This window comes from Alteromonas sp. MmMcT2-2, assembly GCF_022348305.1.
In the GTDB taxonomy this organism is placed as follows: Bacteria; Pseudomonadota; Gammaproteobacteria; order Enterobacterales; family Alteromonadaceae; genus Alteromonas; species Alteromonas macleodii.
Map to the genome: position 1 here is coordinate 74027 of NZ_JAKRFA010000002.1, position 20838 is coordinate 94864.

General features: G+C 45.4%; 22 protein-coding genes. 15 read left to right on the top strand and 7 right to left on the bottom strand.

What is annotated here, in order from left to right; genetic code table 11:
* The first annotated feature begins 275 nt into the window (after window positions 1-275).
* The 10 genes from MHM99_RS02455 (at window position 276) to rpoS (ending at window position 9888) form a co-directional block, all read left to right on the top strand.
* Window positions 276-1898 (top strand): methyl-accepting chemotaxis protein, encoded by a 1623-nt coding sequence (locus tag MHM99_RS02455; protein ID WP_168462879.1) that lies wholly within the window; start codon window positions 276-278, stop codon window positions 1896-1898.
* A gap of 335 nt (window positions 1899-2233) precedes the next feature.
* Entirely contained in the window at window positions 2234-3949 is a 1716-nt protein-coding gene (locus tag MHM99_RS02460) for a TIGR03545 family protein (protein WP_014975600.1), read from the top strand.
* A 99-nt stretch (window positions 3950-4048) separates the two neighbouring features.
* A complete protein-coding gene (gene ftsB / locus MHM99_RS02465; protein WP_014948164.1) occupies window positions 4049-4339 on the top strand; it encodes a cell division protein FtsB in 291 nt (96 codons plus the stop codon).
* A gap of 5 nt (window positions 4340-4344) precedes the next feature.
* On the top strand, window positions 4345-5106 hold the full coding sequence (gene ispD, locus MHM99_RS02470; protein ID WP_168533028.1) for a 2-C-methyl-D-erythritol 4-phosphate cytidylyltransferase: 762 nt from the start codon (window positions 4345-4347) through the stop codon (window positions 5104-5106).
* Window positions 5106-5579, top strand: coding sequence for a 2-C-methyl-D-erythritol 2,4-cyclodiphosphate synthase (gene ispF, locus MHM99_RS02475; protein WP_014948162.1), 474 nt, complete (start codon window positions 5106-5108; stop codon window positions 5577-5579). The genes ispD and ispF overlap by 1 nt, the downstream gene beginning before the upstream one ends.
* A complete protein-coding gene (truD, locus tag MHM99_RS02480) occupies window positions 5576-6661 on the top strand; it encodes a tRNA pseudouridine(13) synthase TruD (protein WP_014975597.1) in 1086 nt (361 codons plus the stop codon). The genes ispF and truD overlap by 4 nt, the downstream gene beginning before the upstream one ends.
* Before the next feature lie 80 nt (window positions 6662-6741).
* Complete coding sequence (locus MHM99_RS02485) at window positions 6742-7377, top strand: protein-L-isoaspartate(D-aspartate) O-methyltransferase (RefSeq protein ID WP_014948160.1); 636 nt, start codon at window positions 6742-6744, stop codon at window positions 7375-7377.
* Complete coding sequence (locus MHM99_RS02490) at window positions 7374-7952, top strand: YqaA family protein (protein WP_014948159.1); 579 nt, start codon at window positions 7374-7376, stop codon at window positions 7950-7952. The genes MHM99_RS02485 and MHM99_RS02490 overlap by 4 nt, the downstream gene beginning before the upstream one ends.
* A 31-nt stretch (window positions 7953-7983) precedes the next feature.
* On the top strand, window positions 7984-8823 hold the full coding sequence (locus tag MHM99_RS02495) for a peptidoglycan DD-metalloendopeptidase family protein (protein WP_239218017.1): 840 nt from the start codon (window positions 7984-7986) through the stop codon (window positions 8821-8823).
* A gap of 72 nt (window positions 8824-8895) precedes the next feature.
* A complete protein-coding gene (gene rpoS / locus MHM99_RS02500) occupies window positions 8896-9888 on the top strand; it encodes an RNA polymerase sigma factor RpoS (RefSeq protein ID WP_239218093.1) in 993 nt (330 codons plus the stop codon).
* Window positions 9889-10001: 113 nt separating this feature from the next.
* Here rpoS and folA read toward each other — a convergent pair whose 3' ends face one another.
* Complete coding sequence (folA, locus tag MHM99_RS02505; RefSeq protein ID WP_039231980.1) at window positions 10002-10499, bottom strand: type 3 dihydrofolate reductase; 498 nt, start codon at window positions 10497-10499, stop codon at window positions 10002-10004.
* 182 nt (window positions 10500-10681) lie between these two features.
* Between folA and MHM99_RS02510 the strand changes: the two genes are divergently transcribed.
* From MHM99_RS02510 to MHM99_RS02525, 4 genes are all read left to right on the top strand, one after another.
* Entirely contained in the window at window positions 10682-11047 is a 366-nt protein-coding gene (locus MHM99_RS02510; RefSeq protein ID WP_039224426.1) for a hypothetical protein, read from the top strand.
* Window positions 11048-11110: 63 nt separating this feature from the next.
* Window positions 11111-11317, top strand: coding sequence for a hypothetical protein (locus MHM99_RS02515; protein WP_061094144.1), 207 nt, complete (start codon window positions 11111-11113; stop codon window positions 11315-11317).
* 13 nt (window positions 11318-11330) lie between these two features.
* A complete protein-coding gene (gene sodN / locus MHM99_RS02520; RefSeq protein WP_239218019.1) occupies window positions 11331-11828 on the top strand; it encodes a superoxide dismutase, Ni in 498 nt (165 codons plus the stop codon).
* Window positions 11829-12116: a S24/S26 family peptidase gene (locus MHM99_RS02525; RefSeq protein ID WP_275445321.1), complete on the top strand. Its 288-nt coding sequence runs from the start codon at window positions 11829-11831 to the stop codon at window positions 12114-12116. It abuts the gene before it with no gap.
* Between the two features lie 186 nt (window positions 12117-12302).
* Here the strand turns inward: MHM99_RS02525 and cgtA are convergent, their stop codons facing one another.
* The 3 genes from cgtA to rplU all read right to left on the bottom strand — a co-directional run bounded on the left by cgtA (window position 12303) and on the right by rplU (window position 14314).
* Entirely contained in the window at window positions 12303-13469 is a 1167-nt protein-coding gene (gene cgtA, locus MHM99_RS02530) for an Obg family GTPase CgtA (RefSeq protein WP_014948151.1), read from the bottom strand.
* A gap of 260 nt (window positions 13470-13729) precedes the next feature.
* Window positions 13730-13987, bottom strand: a complete 258-nt coding sequence (gene rpmA / locus MHM99_RS02535) for a 50S ribosomal protein L27 (RefSeq protein ID WP_012517170.1) — start codon at window positions 13985-13987, stop codon at window positions 13730-13732.
* Between the two features lie 15 nt (window positions 13988-14002).
* Window positions 14003-14314, bottom strand: a complete 312-nt coding sequence (rplU, locus tag MHM99_RS02540) for a 50S ribosomal protein L21 (protein ID WP_012517169.1) — start codon at window positions 14312-14314, stop codon at window positions 14003-14005.
* Window positions 14315-15089: 775 nt separating this feature from the next.
* Here rplU and ispB point away from each other — a divergent pair.
* Window positions 15090-16064, top strand: coding sequence for an octaprenyl diphosphate synthase (ispB, locus tag MHM99_RS02545; protein WP_239218022.1), 975 nt, complete (start codon window positions 15090-15092; stop codon window positions 16062-16064).
* A 111-nt stretch (window positions 16065-16175) separates the two neighbouring features.
* Here ispB and MHM99_RS02550 read toward each other — a convergent pair whose 3' ends face one another.
* From MHM99_RS02550 to MHM99_RS02560, 3 genes are all read right to left on the bottom strand, one after another.
* Window positions 16176-16892 carry a divalent cation transporter gene (locus MHM99_RS02550; RefSeq protein WP_061439380.1) on the bottom strand — a complete coding sequence of 239 codons (717 nt, stop codon included), beginning with the start codon at window positions 16890-16892 and terminating at the stop codon, window positions 16176-16178.
* A gap of 170 nt (window positions 16893-17062) precedes the next feature.
* Entirely contained in the window at window positions 17063-18394 is a 1332-nt protein-coding gene (gene pepQ, locus MHM99_RS02555; RefSeq protein ID WP_168463084.1) for a Xaa-Pro dipeptidase, read from the bottom strand.
* A 167-nt stretch (window positions 18395-18561) separates the two neighbouring features.
* The gene (locus tag MHM99_RS02560; protein WP_239218024.1) at window positions 18562-20625 is read right to left on the bottom strand and encodes a transglycosylase SLT domain-containing protein; all 2064 of its coding nucleotides are present in this window, start codon (window positions 20623-20625) and stop codon (window positions 18562-18564) included.
* Window positions 20626-20838 lie beyond the last annotated feature (213 nt).

The window sequence follows — 20838 nt, forward strand, 5'->3', positions numbered from 1 at the left end:
GCGCGGATGGTAGCACACAAAATCGCCCTGCCAAGCCCCTACCAGCAAAGTTTTTTTGATTCTCTGTCAAGCTACGTATTCAGTGCGTTAGATGACATTTTTTAGCCTGTTGATACCGCATTATTTTTTAGTACAAAAGCGGTGAGCGATTTGCTTCTAAAGTCGTAGTAAAGCTCGTCTATATATGGTGTATTTTTAATCGTAATAAAAAGCGGTTAATAAAAAACCGTCTACACTTTAAAAAAACAAAAATACAAATAGATAGGTATTTGCCGATGTGGTTAAGAAAATTCAGTTTAATTCAACGTTTGGGCATTATCGTTGCCCTAATTACGCTGTTATTTGTACTTCTTACTGCCGTTGTTTTAAACAGGCACTACGAAGCATTAAAGCAAAAGTCTTATGATGAAAATCAGCACCTGGTCGAGGTGGTTCATACCATGCTCAGTAGCTTCGCGGCGCGTACCGACGTAGACGAGGCAACCGCTAAGCAACAGGCGTTAGAGGCCGTCAAAGCGCTACGATACGACGGCAGCAACTACTTTTGGATCCAAGACCAAACGCCATCTATGGTTATGCACCCCATCAAGCCCGCCCTTGACGGTCAAGATTTACGAACCTTTAAAGACGGGAACGGCAAAGCCTTCTTTATAGAGTTGGCGCAAAAAGTGAAATCGAAAGGTGAAGGGTTTGTCGATTATGTCTGGCCGCTTCCCGGTGAAGAGTCACCTACTGACAAAATTTCCTACGTTAAAGAGTTCAAGCCGTGGGGGTGGACAGTGGGCTCTGGTATCTACCTTACCAATCTTGAAAAAGAATTTGCTCATCTTCGCAATGTGATTACGGTGTTTTGTCTGGTTAGCATAGTGCTAGTTGTGGTGCTTGTTTATGTTATTGGCGGCAGCATAGTGAAACCGGTTCAAGAAGTAAGTGAGCGAATGAAGGATATCTCACAAGGAGAAGGTGATCTCACCCGCTCGTTGCCTGAAACTGGCCAAGATGAAGTAACGCGTTTAGCACGCTACTTTAATGAATATACCAAAAAAATGCGCCATTCGCTGTTGGGGATCCGTGAGAATATTAATTCACTGACCCAGCAAGCAGAACTTGTAGAAACATCAAGTAAAAATAGTAACGCTCAGGCACAGACGCAAAATGAAAATATGCTTCAAGTTGCCGCTGCCATGGAAGAGATGACAACGCAGATAAATGAGGTTAGCAATAACGCAGATTCTGCAGAAAAAAGTACCAGCAGCGCGCGGGGTAACGTGCAAAACGGCGCCTCGGTTGTGGATAGTACCGTAAACGATATACGCTCTCTTACCTCTGATATTGAAAGCGTAAGTAGCGCTGTTACCGAACTTGCTGCGCAGACTGAAAGCATTGGTGCTGTACTTGATGTGATTCGCGGCATTGCCGAACAAACTAACTTACTGGCGCTTAACGCTGCTATAGAAGCAGCGCGAGCTGGCGAGCAAGGACGAGGTTTCGCCGTCGTAGCTGATGAAGTGCGTACACTGGCAAGTCGAACCGGACAAAGTACCGATGAAATCCAAGCGATGATAGAAGAGCTGCAAAGTAATGCCAAAAGCGCAGTAGATGCAGTAAAAGTAAGCCAGTCAGCGTCAACCAAAACGGTAGACAACGCTATACAGGCGAATCAAAATCTGCAAGAAGCTGATCGCTTAATGACTGAAATTGCAGATATGAGTAGTGAAATAGCGCGGGCTACCGAGCAGCAAGCGGAAGCCGCTACCGAAGCGAATATGCGCATCAATGCACTGTCAGGTGCTGCTGATAGTAGCTTGAGAACGGCAGATGAATTAGCAGCTGCGAGCCAAGCGTTACGCGCAAGCTGTTTAGCAATAATGGACATTGCGAACCGCTTTAAGCTTTAAAGCATTTTACATTTCAACGAGCCTGCTGCGCTTTGCTGCAAAGCATTGAGAAGCAGGCTCCCTTTACTACTACTCCAAAGCTCCCGATAATTTTCTTTTAAAAAAGTAAACTTTGCCACATTTTGCTTCTCTTACGTCAAGTTGTTTAAAAGCTCACATAGTTTAATCAATACACCTACCTTCTGCGTATGGAAGAAAAGACCTGAGTGCATTACACTCAGAGACACCATAAGTGGCGGTTGGTCGATTACTTTTTATTGAGCGATATACTAGCCACCGAAGTAGTGACTTATGCGCAATAAAAGCCAGACGCGCAAAAAATCAAGGAGTTGAATATGAGCAGTGGTTCAAAGGGTAAGCCTATTTTATTATGGGTTGTCGGTTTTTTCGTGTTGCTATTTTTGGTGTATTTCCTGTTCGCCAATACCATCATTAAATCTATTCTTGAGTCGAAGCTGGGCGAATCCTATGGAGCAGAAGTGAATATCGACGAGTTCGACCACTCTCTTTTTCCAACAACCGTCACGCTGAAAGGTATTGCACTCACCAACCCCACAAAACCTACTCACAACCAAGTTTTTGTAGGCGAAGCTCACGCAGACGTTGAGCTAAAGCCACTGTTAGATGATCAAGTTATCGTAAACAACCTTGATTTACTGAAAGTGCAGTTCGATACACAGCGCGAGTCTGAAGGTGAAGTGTATCGCGTTCCAGAACGTTCACTGTCATTTGACGAAATTAAAGCAAAAGCCAAAGAAGCCGTGCCTACGGTTGACGAACTTCTCGCCCGCAATCCACTAAAAACCACTGCTGCCATTGAAAATGCAAAGTCTGCCTACGAAACCTATGGAAAAGGTTTGAAAGACGACTATGAATCTTTACCTGATAAGTCGCGCATTGAGTACTACAAAACGCAGGTAGCCCAGCTTAAAGAAACGAACTACAAAGACCCTCAAGCCTTGGTACAGGCAAAGTCTTCTTTTGATAAGTTGAAAGAAGAAATGCAGGCAGACCGCGCGCTTATTAGCAATTTCACGGAAAAAGCGAGCGATGCCAAACAAGCCCTTAGTGAAAGTGTTGAAGCACTTAAGAAAGCGCCACAAGAAGATTACGCGTTGCTGAAAGGGGTAATTGCAGGTGACCAAGCGGCACTTTCTCAAGTCACTTACTTTGTGTTTGGCGACAAAGCGGCGGAATACACTGAGTACCTTATGTCAGCAATGCAAATTGTTATGCCGCTCATTCAAGGTGAAGAAAAAAGTGAAGCACCGACTGAAGTGCCGTCGATTTTGGTGAAAGAAGCCAATGTATCAGTGCTTTGGCAAAATGAATCTATCACCAGCAAATGGAACAACATTACAAATGTTCACGAAGTATTCGGTAACCCCACCACCTTTACTATTGAAGCAGCGGGCGAGTTACTAAAGTCGTTTACTTCCAGCGGTGAATTCTGGATTGACGGCGACGGTGTTGATGCCAGCCAAGTCTGGCAGCTAGCCGGCGTAAATATGTCTAACATTTCATTTAGCGGTAATGAAACACTAAATGCGGTGCTTAAATCAGCGCTGATGAAAACCAATGGATCGATGAAAGTCACTGATAACATGCTTACCGGTACGGGCGAAGTTGACCTTCAGCAGCTCGTTATGGAAGCAACTGGCACCAGTGATATCACCAGTGCTATTGCGCAGGCACTGCAAACGTTAACCAGCCTAAACATGACGATGCTGCTAGACGGCACGCTTTCAGACCCTGGCTTTAACATTAAGTCTGATCTGGATAATAAGCTGGCTAAAGCGGCGCTTTCACAGCTTACTGCCAGCCAAAAAGACAAGCTGGATGAATTAAACAACAAACTCAACAGCATGATAAGTAACGAACAATCATTGCTATCAGGCGAGCTTGTTGACGTAAACAGTATGCTTAGTGCAGCCCAAGGCGACAGTGCCGCCCTTCAGGAGCTGCTTCAAGCTCAACTTAACAACGTTGTTGAGCAGCAAAAAAGTAAGCTGTTTGATAAATTGAAAGGAAAATTGGGCCAAGGTGAATAATGCGCCTTTGACTCGACGCTGCTTCGCGGCATAATAAGACACAGCAGAGGCGAAGAGCCTCTGCTTTTTTTCCGCTTAACCACATTGTCAGGTGAATCTGTGTTGCAAGGTAAATGGCTTCCCATTGTATTGATAGTACTGCTTGGTCTATTGCAATACAGGCTATGGTTTGGAAAAAATAGTATTCCCGATTACTTCAACCGAAAACAAGAAGTTCACTCTCAAGCCCTTCAAAATGCCAACCTCGCTCAGCGCAATGCCCTACTTAAAGCTGATATTAGCGATTTAAAAATTGGTCTAGAAGCCATTGAAGAAAGAGCCCGAAATGAACTCGGTCTGATTAAAAAGGGAGAAACCTTCTACCGTATTTTGCCCGCAGATTCTAAGTGAAGAAAATGACATCGCCCCGCGTTGTTGCGGTTATCCCCGCAGCCGGAGTTGGCAGCCGAATGCAGGCTGACCGCCCAAAGCAATACCTCACCTTAAATGGTAAAACCATTCTTGAACACACGATTGACGCGCTGCTACAGCACCCGTTAATCGACGACGTGATCGTAGCGATAAGCCCAGGTGACGCGTATTTTGATCAATATCGGTTACGTGAAAAACCCATTCGCGTTGTAGATGGCGGAAAGGAACGCGCTGATAGTGTATTGAACGGGCTTATGTCACTTGGCGAGAACGATTGGGCACTGGTTCACGATGCCGCGAGGCCTTGTATAGAAGAGAGCGATATTTCCGCGCTGCTCGAATTAATGAGCAGTGATGACGTTTCTGGCGGTATTCTAGCTACCCCTGTTCGTGACACCATGAAGCGGGTCAGACCTTCGACAAATGTTATTTCTCACACTGAAGACCGAGACGGTCTTTGGCACGCTTTAACACCTCAACTTTTTCCAGCAACATTGCTAAGACGCGCGCTTCAAAATGGTTTATCACAAGACGCGAATATCACAGACGAAGCCTCTGCCATGGAGCTTGAAGGCTACAAAGTTGCCATGGTAAGCGGAAGTCCGGCAAATATAAAAATAACGCATCCGGCCGATCTTCCTTTGGCAGAATTTTATCTTAAGCAAAAATTAAGCGCGCAAGGCCAGAACGCTAAAAACTACAGAGTTCAAAGCCACAGCGCAAAAAATCAAAAGGCACAATCATAATGCGAATTGGACACGGATTTGATGTACACAAGTTTGGCGGTGAAGGCCCCATCACAATAGGTGGCGTCAGTATCGACTATGAGCAAGGACTGTTAGCTCACTCAGATGGCGATGTATTACTACACGCACTGTGTGATGCAATGCTAGGTGCAGCAGCACTCGGTGATATTGGCAAGCACTTCCCTGACACAGACGACGCATACGCGGGTGCAGACAGCCGCGTGCTACTGCGTCACGTTGTCAATGTAGTAAGGGAGAAAGGTTACCGCTTAAGTAATGCAGATATGACCATTGTGGCGCAAGCACCTAAAATGGCGCCGCACATTACTGCTATGCGTGAGATTATTGCCCAAGACTGCAACGTATCGCTTGACGACATCAACGTAAAAGCAACGACCACTGAAAAGCTAGGCTATACAGGCCGTAAAGAAGGTATTGCCTCTCACGCCGTTGTTCTACTGGAAAAATTATGAAGCCTTTACACACTGACCACTGGCAGTACTATTTCGCAAAACCTGTATCCACCGGTATTTTTAAATTCCAAGCCGACGATTTTCAAGTTGTCGAGGATTTGGGTTATACCCCTTGTGGTGAAGGCGAGCACCAGTTTGTATTTATTGAAAAAACCAACACCAATACCGCGTTTGTCGCTGAGCAGCTAGCCCGTTTCGTTAACCTTCCATTACGCCAAATTACCTATGCTGGTCGCAAAGACAAATACGCGGTAACGCAACAGTGGTTTGGTATTCACGCGCCGGGTAAGCCTGACTTCGACTTCAGCAACTTTGAACTGGAAGGCGTTAAAGTGCTTAAGCAAATGCGTCACAATAAAAAGTTGCGAACGGGTCAGCTTAAAGGCAATCACTTTACGATTACCTTGCGCCAGGTACTGCATCCTGAGGCCATTGAAGAGCGTCTTCAAGAAATTGAAAAGCACGGTGTGCCGAACTATTACGGCGAACAACGCTTTGGCGTAATGCGCTTAAATGACATGGGTGAAGTGCAACGCGGTGGAAACCTGGTAATGGCCGAGCGAATGGTAAACGGTGAAACCATCAGACACCGCAACAAACGTTCCATGGCGCTTTCTGCACTGCGCAGCTGGCTATTTAATGAAATGCTTTCTGCACGCTTAGAAAAAGACATGTTCGACAAGGTCACTCACGGCGATGCGCTGGTGCTTTCAGGTTCTAACAGCTTTTTCATCAACGAAGGTTCCGACGGCTCTGAGCAGCAGCAAGACGCACAACGTCGTTTTAATGCCAAAGACGTATGCCCTTCAGCACCGCTGTGGGGTAAAGGTGAACTTGTTACGCAAGCTGACACACTAGCACTTGAGCAATCTGTTGCAGAGCAAAATAGTGAAGTTATCGACTTTTTAAGCCAGTGCGGGTTCGAACAAGAGCGTCGTGCGATAAAAATTTGGCCTTCACAGCTTGAATGGCAGAGTAAGGGTGATACATTTACTATCTCGTTTGCGCTTCCAAGTGGCTGCTTTGCAACCTCAGTCCTTAGAGAGTGCGTGGAAACCTTGTCCCCAATTAACAGGGTGTAAAGAGTATTGAGAAAGCGTGGCGCGCAACAGACTAAACCTCGCGTGGCTGTGGATAAGAATAAAGGAAAGTACGCAACATCATGAGAGCTTCTAGAAAAGGAGACGCGTTAGCACAACTGCTTTATAACGAGGGAATACGTTCGCAAGCAGTATTGAACGCCATTGCTGGTACGCCGCGGGAAAGCTTTTTACCCGACGCGCTGAAACATAAGGCCTATCAAAATACGGCATTGCCAATAGGTCAAGGCCAAACCATTTCGCAGCCTTATATTGTTGCGAAAATGACAGAGTTGCTGCTAGATAGCCCTAATAAACCCGAGAAAGTGTTAGAAATAGGCACGGGTTCAGGTTATCAGACCGCTATTCTTGCGCAGCTTTTTGCCAAAGTATTCAGTGTTGAACGTATTAAATCATTGCAGTTCCAAGCGAAACGTCGAATGAATCAGCTCGACCTTCACAATATTGCAATGAAACACGGCGATGGTTGGAAAGGTTGGGCGTCCAAGGGCCCTTACGATGCCATTATTGTCACCGCCGCCGCTGCAAGTCTTCCACAGGATTTGTGCGATCAGCTTAAAGAAGGCGGGCGGTTGATTATTCCCGTAGGTAACGAGCAACAATCGTTACTGTGTATTGATAGGATTGAAGGTGAACTAAAAACATCGACCATTGAATCGGTCCGATTTGTTCCCCTTGTAGCAGGAGAGCTAATGTGAAGCTTTTTGAGCCATGTTATGACATGGCGTTACGCTGGGCGAGACATCGTCACGCTACCAAATATTTGGGCGGGTTAAGCTTCTCAGAGTCGGTTTTCTTCCCTATTCCACCTGATGTTATGCTTGCGCCAATGGCACTGTCCCAGCCTGCTAGAGCATGGCAGTTCGCTTTTATTACGACCATCGCGTCGATTTTGGGCGGTATTGCTGGCTATTGGCTTGGTTACTTTGCTTTCGATGCTTGGCTGGCTCCGCTTATCGAGAGCTGGGGGTATACCCACAAAATAGACACGGCAATGCAGTGGTTTAAAGACTACGGCGTATGGGTAGTTTTTCTTGCTGGTTTCTCACCTATCCCTTATAAAATTTTCACTGTGAGTGCTGGCTTCTTACAAATGGCCTTCTTGCCATTTGTACTGGCATCAGCTGTTGGTCGAGGCGCACGCTTCTTTTTGGTCGCAGCACTTATGCGCTGGGGGGGCGCAGCCATGGAGCAAAAGCTAAGGCAGTATGTAGAAGTGCTTGGATGGGGAGTAGTCATCCTCGCAATATTCGCTTATTTACTATTGCGATGACATGCGTAGGCCCCACCTTCACATAGGAATTTTGTTATATATTTGTGTACTCATCGGGGGCTGTGCAGGAAGAAGTGCACCCGCTCCCGTCGTTTTATTAAATAGCCAAGTTTCAGATGGAAGAGAAGAATACACAAAAAAAACCTATAAAGTTCAACGTGGAGACACCCTCTATGCGGTGGCATGGTACACGGGAAATGACTATCGCGACTTAGCAAAATACAACCAATTATCAGCCCCTTACACCATTTTCCCTGGTCAAGTTTTAAAGGTCACACCACCTTCGAATGTGGCAACAGCCCCCGTTATACCTAAGTCCAAGACCAATCAGTCAACAGCTCCGACCACATCAAATGTAGACAAAAGTTTGGTTGACCGGCCAAAACCACAGGCGTATCGTAAAAGTGAAAAAGTTGTTAAGCCACAAAATGTTACAACTGTCAAGAAGCCGTCACGAAGCGTCAAAAAACAAACACCGACGAGTTTCCCAGACAAAGTACAAGAGTGGGTGTGGCCTGCAGAAGGTAAAATAGTTGGAACCTTCAGTAAGTCAGAGTCAGGCAACAAAGGTATTGATATCGCTGGTGCTAAAGGCAGTAAAGTCGTAGCGGCAGCAGATGGAAAAGTTGTTTACTCAGGTAGCGCACTAAGAGGTTACGGTAATCTGGTTATCATTAAGCATACAGATACCTTTCTTAGTGCCTATGCCTACAACGATGCCATTTTAGTCAAAGAACGAGAATGGGTGTCGGCAGGGCAGCAAATTGCAACCATGGGTGACAGCGGAACAAATTCGGTAAAACTTCACTTTGAAGTTAGGTATAGAGGGAAATCATTAGACCCTATGAAATACCTGCCAGCATTAAAATAATAAAAATAAATAACAATAAAAAAAGACAAAGGAGAAACGTCATAAGGTAAACCTTGTAGCAGGAGATTCATGATGGGTAAGTCAAATAAAGCCTTAGAATCAAAACCGCAAGATGACTTAGAAGTCATCGATATGCCAGCTGATATGAAAGCTGACGAAACCTTAGTTAACGACGCTGAACTAGAAAATGGCGACACCATTTTCAGTCAGGATGACCAACCTAAAACCTTGGATGCCACACAGCTTTATCTAGGAGAGATTGGTTTTTCACCACTGCTAACCGCAGAAGAAGAAGTTTATTTTGCGCGCCGCTCACTGAAAGGCTGCGAAGCCTCTCGTAAACGTATGATTGTAAGCAACCTTCGCCTTGTTGTTAAGATTGCTCGCCGTTATAACAACCGTGGGTTGGCACTTCTAGATTTAATCGAAGAAGGCAATTTAGGACTAATTCGTGCCGTAGAGAAGTTTGATCCTGAACGTGGATTCCGCTTTTCAACATACGCCACATGGTGGATTCGCCAAACCATCGAACGCGCTATCATGAACCAAACGCGCACCATTCGTTTGCCTATTCATGTGGTGAAAGAATTAAACGTTTATTTACGTGCTTCTCGTGAACTTTCACAAAAGCTTGATCATGAGCCGACTGCAGAAGAAATTGCACTAGCGCTTGATAAGCCTGTGGAAGATGTCACTAAGATGTTGCGTTTAAACGAACGCATTACCTCTGTCGATACACCTATTGGTGGAGAAAATGATAAAGCACTCCTCGACATTATTGCTGACGAGAAAGAGTTTAGCCCTGAAGAGAGCTTACAAGACTCAGATATCAAAAGTAATATTGTAACCTGGCTTGAAGAACTAAACCCTAAGCAACGCGAAGTACTCGCTCGTCGTTTCGGTCTTATGGGACATGAACCTTCAACACTTGAGGATGTGGGTGCTGAAATTGGCTTAACACGTGAACGTGTTCGTCAAATTCAAGTAGAAGCACTTCGCCGTCTTCGCGATATGTTGGGTCATCAGGGTCTTTCATTAGAGAACCTGTTCGACCAAATGAAGTAGCATCTGCGCGCAACGCAAAAATAAAAATGCCAGTGTTGTGAAGCTCTCAATTTTTGAGTTTCACAACACTGGCATTTTTTTATTTTAAATTGGACCTAGTTCCAATCTCTCCGTTAGTTTCGAACGAGAGTAACGAATGTGTAAGGGTGAGGATTTTTCTCATCGGCGTCATGTTCATCACGTGATACTTCCGTCCAACTTGCTGCCGCCTCATAGTCTGGGAACTGTGTATCTCCGTCAACAGTCAAATCAATATGTGTGAGATACAAAGTGTCAGCGCTATCTAAGAACGTTTGGTAAATAGTACCGCCACCGATAATCATTATTTCATCATTGTCGCTGTTCTCTGCGCTTAGCGCTTTGGCTACCTCAATCGCTGACTCTGGCGAATCTACTACCGTCGCGTCAGATAAGCTGTAGTCAGCATTACTCGTTATAACAATGTTTGGCCTGCCAGGTAATGCCCTTCCGATTGACTCATAGGTTTTGCGGCCCATTATGACGGCTTTGCCTAAGGTGATCGCTTTAAAGTGTTTTAAATCAGCCGGTAAGTGCCACGGCATATCATTATCTGCGCCTATAATTCTGTTTTTCGCCATAGCAGCAATCATCGCTATCTTCATTTCATTACCTATAAAGCCGTTTTTGTTGTTGAACCGCGGCAGTATATCAATATCAGCGACCAAATGTGTATTGGCTCAAAGGGTATAGCTTTAACACCCAACAAATAGAAACAGTTATCATTTGCATTATTATTTTAACTGTTCTAGTGTGTATACAGGAGGTCGCGACAATGCAAATAAACTATCTATGCCCTAAACACGCAGATTGGGTTTACAACAACCCAGAACAGGCCCTACACGTAATGGCGCGCGATGAAATGCAAGGCACAATGCTTATGCAAAGCGGTCAGTTCAGTGAAGCAATTCCATACCTTGGCTGTGCGTTTGATATCGCCGTTATTCTGCTTGAGGTAGACGGTGGGGAAAACAGCGCAATGACAGCTAAGATTATGGGCTTAACAAGCTTGCTTGAAGAGACATACTTTCATCTGAAACTGCCTCACCACCGAAACGCCATTGTCGACAGAGCTCATACTGTCATCAGCGCCTCGAACAACATCGTGAACAGCAATGTACCACTGCGCTTCGCCGTGTAGTTGCACCGATACTTATGCGCCTAACTACTTCACCTTACTTTTACTAACGCTTTAGGAGAATATATGAAAGTTAATCTTAAACGCTCGGCTTTTACCATTTGTACAGCTGTATTTAGTTCAGGCGCATTCGCTCATGCAGGACACGATCATGAACACTGGACTAGCGGTGTTATGCATGCTCTGTTTTACGCGTCGCTTGTAGGCTGTGCAGCTGCGTGTGGCTTTGCGGCTTACAAATACTTCAACGCTAAAAAGCGCTCAGCAAAGTAAGGGGGTACGAATTATGATTCATCAATTACTCTCAAAAATCCATGCCGTTAGCCCCTTCTCTGCGGCTAGCGCACATTGCGACATTCCTTGCAAAATTTACGATCCGTTTTCGGCGCAGTTGGCTGCGTTGAGTGTTATTCGCTTCGTAGACCTACTTAACGAACTGGCCGAAAAAGAGACACTTACGTTTGCAGATCAAGCGCAAATGAGCCGCTTAGTAGCAGAAAAGGAAACCCATGCAGAGAAAGCAAAGCAAGAAGTCAGGGTAATATGGGGCGATTACTTTAAAGCCCCTCAGTTTGAGAAGTTTCCAGACACTAACGAGCTTGTACATAAAATCATGCTGGCCGGTTCCGGGTGTAAGCAACACGTCAGCAGAGAAAAAGCTGAAGAGCTGCTTTCGTTAGTGAATGAATTTGCCGAGCGTTTCTGGGCAACCAAGGATGTCGCAACCAAAAAAGCGACGTGCCCCTATCCACCTTCTGAAGAAGTGGTTTATCCCGACCTCTAAATGTTCAAAATTCTGCGGGTTACGGGGAGCAGCATGTTGCCTTCCCTAAACGACGGTGATTTTGTCTGTGCAATGAGATGGCCTTTTAGGTGGCTGCGTAGTGGGCAAATCGTGGTTGTAAAAAGCAGCACTTACGGCGTAATTATCAAAAGGGTAGACCAAGTTAACACCGACGGAACGTTTACCTTAATGGGCGATAACAAGGCCCACTCTGTAAGCCAAGAGGCCATGGGTAAGTTTACTCGCGCTCAATTGCTGGGAAAGGTTATCTATCATACCAGTGAGTAAGCCAGCACCATGAGGGTGCATTAGCCTAACCGCGTTACTTACAAAAAAGCTCGCACGTTGTCTTTGCAACGATGCGAGCTTTTTGGTGTTCTAATTTGCTTTATAGCACTGGTTATCAGTAATTTTTTCGAAATTGACTGTCACTCAGCGACTGTTTCTCAACGACTGTTTCTCAACGACTGTTTCTCAGCGACGATACTCAACTTCCACGTCGTAATCGTCTTCGTCCCAGTCGTCGTCATCTAGGTCATCTTCAAACTCATCATGAGCTTCAAGTGTATTCTTGTGGTAAGTGTCCCACTTGAATTCTACTTCTTTCTTCTCTTCTTCCTCTTCCAGTTCAGCTGGAAGAGTTTCAATGAAGTCCATAATGTCGTTACACAAAGGATCTAGGTTCATCTTTTGGAACGCAGAGATTTGATAAACTGGGCCTTCCCAACCCAACGCATCGATCACGTGCTGACAGCGTTCTTCAGCTTCTTCTTCAAGTAGTAAATCAACTTTATTAAATACTAACCAACGGGGCTTTTCTGCCAATTTAGGGCTGTATTTTTCAAGCTCTTCAATGATCGCTTTTGCGTGCTCGGCAGGATCCGTTTCATCAACAGGGAAAATATCTACCACGTGAAGCAAGATACGACAGCGCTCTAAGTGTTTTAAGAAGCGTATACCTAGGCCAGCACCATCGGCAGCACCTTCTATCAAACCAGGAATATCCGCAACAACGAAGCTTCGCTGTGAATCTTGACGAACCACCCCTAAGTTAGGCACAAGGGTTGTAAACGGATAATCAGCCACTTTAGGCTTAGCTGCTGATACAGAGCGGATAAAGGTTGATTTACCTGCGTTAGGCATACCAAGTAAGCCAACATCGGCTAGAAGCATAAGCTCTAGCTTAAGGTTGCGAATTTCACCTGGTGTACCATTGGTTTTTTGACGTGGGGCACGGTTTGTACTGCTTTTAAAACGGGCATTACCTAAGCCGTGAAAACCACCTTGTGCCACTTTAAGCTTTTGACCATGACGGGTTAAGTCGCCTAACACTTCGCCAGTATCGCTATCAGTAGCACGCGTGCCCACAGGCACCATTACGGTGAGGTCTTTACCTTTCTTACCGATACAGTTGCCGCCTTGACCATTTTGGCCACGCTCAGCACGGTGAAAGCGCTCAAAGCGATAATCGATCAATGTATTTAGGTTTTCATCGGCCTGTAAAAATACACTGCCGCCGTCACCACCGTCGCCACCGTCTGGGCCACCTTTAGGTACGTATTTTTCCCTTCTAAAGCCAATTGTACCGTTGCCGCCGTCACCGGCTTCAACGCGAATTTCAGCTTCATCTACAAATTTCATTTATCACTCCGGGCTGTAATGCCGTGGGTTATTAACTTATTTAATGCGAATACTAAGTTTACACCAAATTGCGCATCGGCGCTTTTGAGTCTACTCAGCATCCTAAAAAATTGAGAAGTAAAACCTTGCTCAGCGCTAATTCATTTTCAGAATATAATCGCTATTAATTAAGAACAGAAAAAGGAAGAAAGGTTTCACAAAACAAAAAACCCCGCAAGCGCGGGGTTTTTCTAAGCCTGTTCGGCGAGAAGCTTACGCGCTTACTCAGCTACGATGCTTACAAATTTACGGTTCTTCGGTCCTTTAACGTCGAACTGAACTTTACCGTCTTTTAGTGCAAACAACGTGTGGTCTTTACCGATACCCATGTTGTCACCAGCGTGGAAACGAGTACCACGTTGACGAACAATGATGTTACCAGCAAGAACAGATTCACCACCAAAGCGCTTAACACCTAGGCGTTTACTTTCTGAATCACGACCGTTTTTGGTACTACCACCAGCTTTTTTGTGTGCCATGTGTTCGTGCTCCTATTATGCGTTGATACCAGTGATTTTCACTTCTGTGAACCACTGACGGTGACCCGCTTGCTTACGAGAGTGCTTACGACGACGGAACTTAACGATTTTTACTTTATCGCCACGACCGTGTGTAACAACCTCAGCAGTCACCTTACCACCAGCAACGATTGGTGTGCCGATTTTTACGTCGTCACCGTTGCTTACCATTAAAACTTTGTCAAATTCAACCGTTTCGCCTGGGGCTACTTCGATTTTTTCAAGACGAACGGTTTGGCCTTCGGCCACACGGTGTTGTTTACCGCCACTTTGGAAAACCGCGTACATAGTTAACTCCGCTCTGCGTCCACTGACGCTTCAATTCAAAAAACAGGGCGCGAATTGTACGTGAAACATCCGTAAATCACAACCCCGATTCGCAGAAAAATAGATTATTTTTCCAACATGGGGCGAATTATGCCCCAATTGCGTATTTGATGCAGCTTCAAATGCCCAAAAACCGTTAAAAATTCACAAATTTTTTTGAAAAAACAGTAAAAATTTTTAGGTCGTATTAAATCAAAATGGAAATATTGATAGGTCAAATTACATAGAAATGCGATCCAAACAGCGCAAGATCACGTGAGCGAGATCGGCAAACGGTCCTCAAATATGCATTGCGATCAGACTGCGATCGAGCTGTTGGATCCCACGAATAGGATCGTTTTTACGATTACTACTTCGCCACTTTGTATCTGTGACTTGGGGCAATGCTACTCCCCTAAATCACAAAAAAAGTTGCTCTTAAACACTTCGTTTTCTTCATACAAACGTCAAAAAATAGTGACTTAACAGGAAAAATTATCGAGAGCACCTATAATTGCATGTGATCGCATGATTAAGGGGGCGTACATGCGGCAAACCGCTAAACACGGAACAGAATTTATATGAAGAATGCAGCCCCACCTTTTTCACATCTGGTTTAACCGTATCTGAGGAATTACACGTAAATGCGTTAAGCCGTCATTTTTTAAGACAATTTGGTGGATAGTACAGATGATTAAGGTACAATCGCCACCTATAATTGCCCAAGACGTAAGAGTAAGTATTTATTGCCATGCCTATGGATATAGATCAAATCCGCGCCCTGTCTAATGATGATATGCAGGCGGTCAACCAGCTGATTCAACAACAAGTCGACTCTGATGTTGCCCTAATTAATCAGCTTGGTTTTTACATTGTAAACAGTGGCGGCAAGCGATTACGCCCACTTCTTACCGTGTTAAGTGCGCGGGCTATGGGAATAGACAACAACGATCACCATACCCTTGCGGCGATTGTTGAATTTATTCATACCGCTACCCTATTGCACGACGATGTGGTTGACGAATCGACCATGCGCAGAGGGCGGGAAACGGCCAATGCCATTTTTGGCAATCAGGCATCAGTATTAGTGGGTGACTTTCTTTACACCCGTTCTTTCCAAATGATGGTGAGCCTTAAACGCATGCGTGTTATGGAGATACTGTCTGAAGCCACAAACCAAATTGCTGAAGGTGAAGTGTTACAGCTGATGAACTGTAACGATCCCAGCACCACAGAAGCACGTTACTTTGATGTTATTTACGGTAAAACGGCGCGTTTGTTTGAAGCTGCTACGCAGTTAGCGGCTGTACTGACCGACCAAAATGAGCACATTGAACACGCTATGCAAGAATACGGTAAGCACCTAGGCACAGCCTTTCAGCTAGCTGACGATATACTTGACTACATGGCTGACAGCGAAGAAATGGGCAAGAATGCGGGCGACGATTTAGCTGAAGGTAAGCCTACTCTGCCATTACTTTACGCTATGTGGCACGCAAAAAATGACGACGACAAAGCGCTTATTCAAGAAGCTATTGAACAAAGCAATGGCCTACCACACTTGACGCGGATTCAAGGCATTATGGAAGAAACCGGCGCTTTGGACTACACACGTGAATGTGCACAAAAAGAAGCACACATGGCTATTAACAGCTTAAACGCTATTGAAGATTCTGAATATAAAGAGGCGTTAATCGCGCTGGCACATATTTCAATTGAGCGTACGAGCTAACTAGCAATAGATAACTAATTGTCGATAAGTGATATGAAAAGGCGTGTTGTAAGCAACACGCCTTTTTTATTGGCAATTACCAATTACGAAAACTAGCTAATTATTAAAAAGCTAGCCTTCGAGCATGAAACCTATCATCCCCACTAAAAAACCAAGAATACCGCCAAGCGGAGGAAGCCAATGGTTTTCCATACGAATTTGCGGTGCAATATCCTGAAACACCGAATAAAGTATTCCACCTGCGGCAAACAGCATTATACCGCTCATTACAACGGGGAACTGCGCTAGATAATAAAAGCCTAACAAGCTAAACAAGGGGCCAAGTAGCGCCATTAATACAAAGATAATAATGAGTTTGGTGCTGCGCTGCTTGTTCTTTGGCAACATTTCCCTATATGCATTAAACCCTTCTGGTAAGTTTTGAACTGCAATCAGTAGGCCTAATAACATGGTACCTCCGCCTAACGCTGCCGTAGTACCAAGTGCGATAGACTCGGGCACAAAATCACTGAGCATGGCGGCTAACTGGCTGCCTGCGGTTTTCTTTTTCGCCAAGTAAATATCAAGGGCCATAAAAGCTAAAGCACCGCCTACGAAGCACATTATGGCCGCAAATACCGATACGTCTTTTATGCCTTCAGGTACAAGTACAAGACCCACCGCCGAAATTAGCGCTCCTGCTCCTAACGCTAAAATACCATGGCGTAATTCTTTTTCTAGCCACTTAGGCTGAATGCCTTGGTAAGTCGCTAAAATAGCGCCTGCGGGCATAGCAAGACCCGCCACCGTTGCCATTATTAATAAACCTACTATATCGCCTTGTGCCATAAAGACTCCTTTCTAGCTGTTGTCTGTGCTTGTCTATTTATTGATTACTGCACACAGCACCATTAGTTTACAAATAAATCCTTTTCTACACGCGTAACGAAAAAGAGCAGCTTAAGGCTGCTCTTTGCATTTATAACGATGGGTTGTGTTGGCTATACACAAAAAGTCGATTAATTTAAGTCCAAATCTCGGGTCATGTTCTCGTTCTTATCGCGATGCACAATAATGTTGTCTTCAATGCGAATGCCACCAAAAGGTTTGTATGCATCAATGGTATCCCAGTTAATGTACTTAGACGCAGGCGTCGCTTTAAGGTCGCGCAGTAGACTATCGATGAAGTACAGGCCCGGCTCAATAGTGAACACTTGACGCGCTTCTACCATACGCGTGCAGCGTAAGAACGGGTGATCATCAGGAGCAGGCTTAGGCGTGCCTCTGTCATCATTAACCAATCCGCCCACATCGTGTACCTGCAGCCCCAAGAAATGGCCAATGCCATGTGGGAAGAACGTGCGTGTAATACCCATTTCCACGATTTCTGGCGGCGTTAGGTTCACCATGCCGGTATCGTGAAGAATTTGCGCAATACCATCGTGGGCTAACAAGTGAATGTCTGTGTAGGCTACACCCGGCTTTAACGAATCGACTAAGGTCAGCGTTACCTTATCTACCGCTTGAATGAGGTCGCGGAACATCGCTGAATTATGAACATCTTCTTGAGCGTAAGTACGTGTAATATCTGCCGCATAGCCATGATAATTCGCACCCGCATCAATCAGAAAAGAACGTGATTCTTTTGGCGCTACGGTATCACACTGCATGTAATGCAGAATTGAAGCATGCTCGTTAAGTGCCACAATACTGGTATATGGTACGTCGTTGTCACCTTGTCGGCTTGCTGCAGCATAAGCAAGATTGATATCAAACTCGCTTTTGCCTTCACGGAAGGCTTGCTCAGCGGCCTTATGACCTGCCACCGCCAGCTTGTTAGCTTCACGCATGCAGTCAAGTTCATAGTCGGTTTTATAAGCACGTTGATAGTGCAAATAATGCAACACGCGGTCTGGATTTACATTGTCAAAACCCAACGCTTTTGCCACTTCAATATATTCGCCTACATAGGCAAAACGGCTTTTATCGTAAGGCAGAAATTTCTCTACTGCATCGGCCTGTTGAAGTAGTTTAATGTCGAAGCTGTCAGTCCAAAAGTCATTTGGCTCTGGTGGCACTTTGTGCCAGAAATCTTCAGGGCGATAGAAAATAAGCGTAGGCTTGTCTACACCGTTTACCACCAGCCAACAGTTAGGGTTATCAATAACAGGCACCCATGCTTTGAACTGCGGGTTTACCTTAAATGGGTAGTGATTATCGTCCAGGAAAAGACGTTTGCCCTGCCCTGAGTGAATAACTAGTCCGTCTAGCCCTTCTCGCTGTAATGCTTCGCGAGTTCTAGCTTGAAGCTCTTCGATATGCTGTTGGTAGGTTGCTTTATGTTGCGACATAGCCCCTCTTATCTTTTTAGTCGTTAGTTAGCTACTAGTGTATCACGAGGCCAGCATGACATGCATACTGGCTCAGACCGCTGTGCTGTTGTATACGTTAAGTTTCCCATACTGGTAAAATAATAACGTAATGAAAGGCGTACCCGTATACGCCTAACCTTTGATAGCTATCGCGGTGCTAGTTGAAGTGTACCTGTTACCGGATGTGTACTTACTGCATCTGCCGATGGGATCATATCGCGGGTAAGTTGAGGGAAGATATTCTCGTTTCCACCTAACTGCTGGTCGTAAATATGCTGATACGCCATCACCGCCTTCACGTAAGCACGGGTTTCTTTGTAGGGAATATTCTCAATCCAAATATCCACGGGCAGCGCTTCATTAGCAGGTAACCATTCCAACACTTTGCGCCAACCAGCGTTATAAGATGCGGACACCAGCACAGGGTTATTGTTTAACTTGTCCATTAAATAACGCAGGTACTGCACGCCGTATTCAACGTTATCGTCTACCTGAAAAAGTGTGTTACGACTTACTTTCTCTTTTGCTACATAACGCGCTGTTCCCGGCATAAGCTGCATGAGTCCTGCCGCTCCCACCGAAGAGATAGCATCGCTTCTAAACGAACTTTCGCGGCGTGCAATAGCCATAGCCAGCGACTTTGAAATGCTGTATGCCTGCGACTTTTCGCTGAATACATCGTTAAAGGCCAGTGGGAATCGGCGCTCGACATCATCCCAATAGCCACTTCGCGCAAAACTGGTAATAGCTTGATCGTACAAGCCCCACTCATACGCCAAAATGCCCGCATCGGTCACTTTCGATTCGGGTAAATGTGACAGTAAATAAAACCACTCACGGCGCGCTTCTGTGGTTCTGTCTAACCTGAAAAATTCAACAGAGCGCATGGTGGCAGGGGTTTTCGCCACACTGGCAATAGCCGCCGTGTCTCTTGGTGCTGGCGTGTGTGCAAGCGACGGAATTTCGCCTATGTGCGCACTTGCCATAAAGCCATAATAATGGCGTTCTTGAGAAAGCTCTTTGTAAAGCACCGTAGCCTGCATAGTTTGACCAAGCGCTTCTAAAGCACGGGCTTTCCAATAGCGATAATTTTCTTCTTGCTGCAAACTGGCAGGAGCGCTATCAATAACATTAACCACTTCCTGCCACTTTTTCGTGCGAAGCAAATGGGAAATATGCCAAAGCTTTACATCTTCACTGGCACCCTGCACATCAGCAAGTTCAAGCCAATGATGCGCTTGAGGAAGGCGGTCTAGCGTGTAGCTAAGCGCTATTGCTCTTCGCATAACGTGCTGCTGCGCTGGCGAGAACACGTTTTTGTCGTTGTAGCGGTTAAATACCGTGCCGGCTAAGTCAGGGTTTCGCCAAGCAAGTTTCTCGACCGCCCATACGATTACCTCAGCTTCATGCGATGCATTTTTTAGTGGAAAGAGCGCCGTTCTATTTACTCGGCTGGTGTCGCGGGTTACCGATAGCCACGCGTCAGCCAGGTATTGCTTATCACCGGGAAGTTGGCGCTTAAGATAAGAGATAATGCTTCGGTTATCTTCTTTCGCGGCAATCTCTATGCGCTTGATCACCATTTCGGGTGTCATCATGCCCGCTTTTTTCCACTTAGCAAAAAGCGGATCGCATTCATCCGGTTGCGACTGACCGTGAAGCCATAAAGCGTCGACTTCGGACAAAATAGCTTGTTCGCTTTCACCTTCTTTTAAACGAAAATTAAGCGCAATACAGGTTAGCCTTGCGCCCATGCCTGGGCGATAATTGTCTAAAAAAGTGCTGCGATAATCGTTCTTAGCAAGGTAATTAAGCCATTTATAACGCACACCGTAGCTTACCGGCTGACCATTGAAATCTTCCAGAAACTGCTTAACCTCGCGCTTTGTTCTTATTGACATCGTGCGCTCTAGCTTGAGTCTAAGCAGATAAGGATAAAGTGGATAATGCGCCAGTTCATAAATGTCGTTGTCGAGGCGCTGAACGCTTCGCTTCGAATACGTTAACAGCTTTTGTTCAACTTCTAGATAACGAGCGCGATCCTTTTCGAAAATATCTTCGGGTAGTGTTAAAGGCTGTGTAGCCCATGCGCCGATAGAGAAAAATGAAGAGAGCGAGCAAACAAATGCCCCCACAAAGGTGGCGAACAATTTATTGTTTTTTGTCAGCGAGCGCTGACCTAACCACGAACTAAAATAAAAACCAGACACAATAGAACTCCTACCCTGCTCTACACTCGAACGCTTATGAGCGCTGGCAAACTTGCCGAATCGAGCTGATTGTAAAATGTTGCTGAAAAAGCAGCATTGCGACTGATCCACTACGTTCGTTTGATAAACGAAGGGAAGATTTCAGCCTGGCTCCTTGCCAAAGAAGATGTTGTGCCAGCCGTCGTTAGCTATGCTTTACACACATAGTTGACA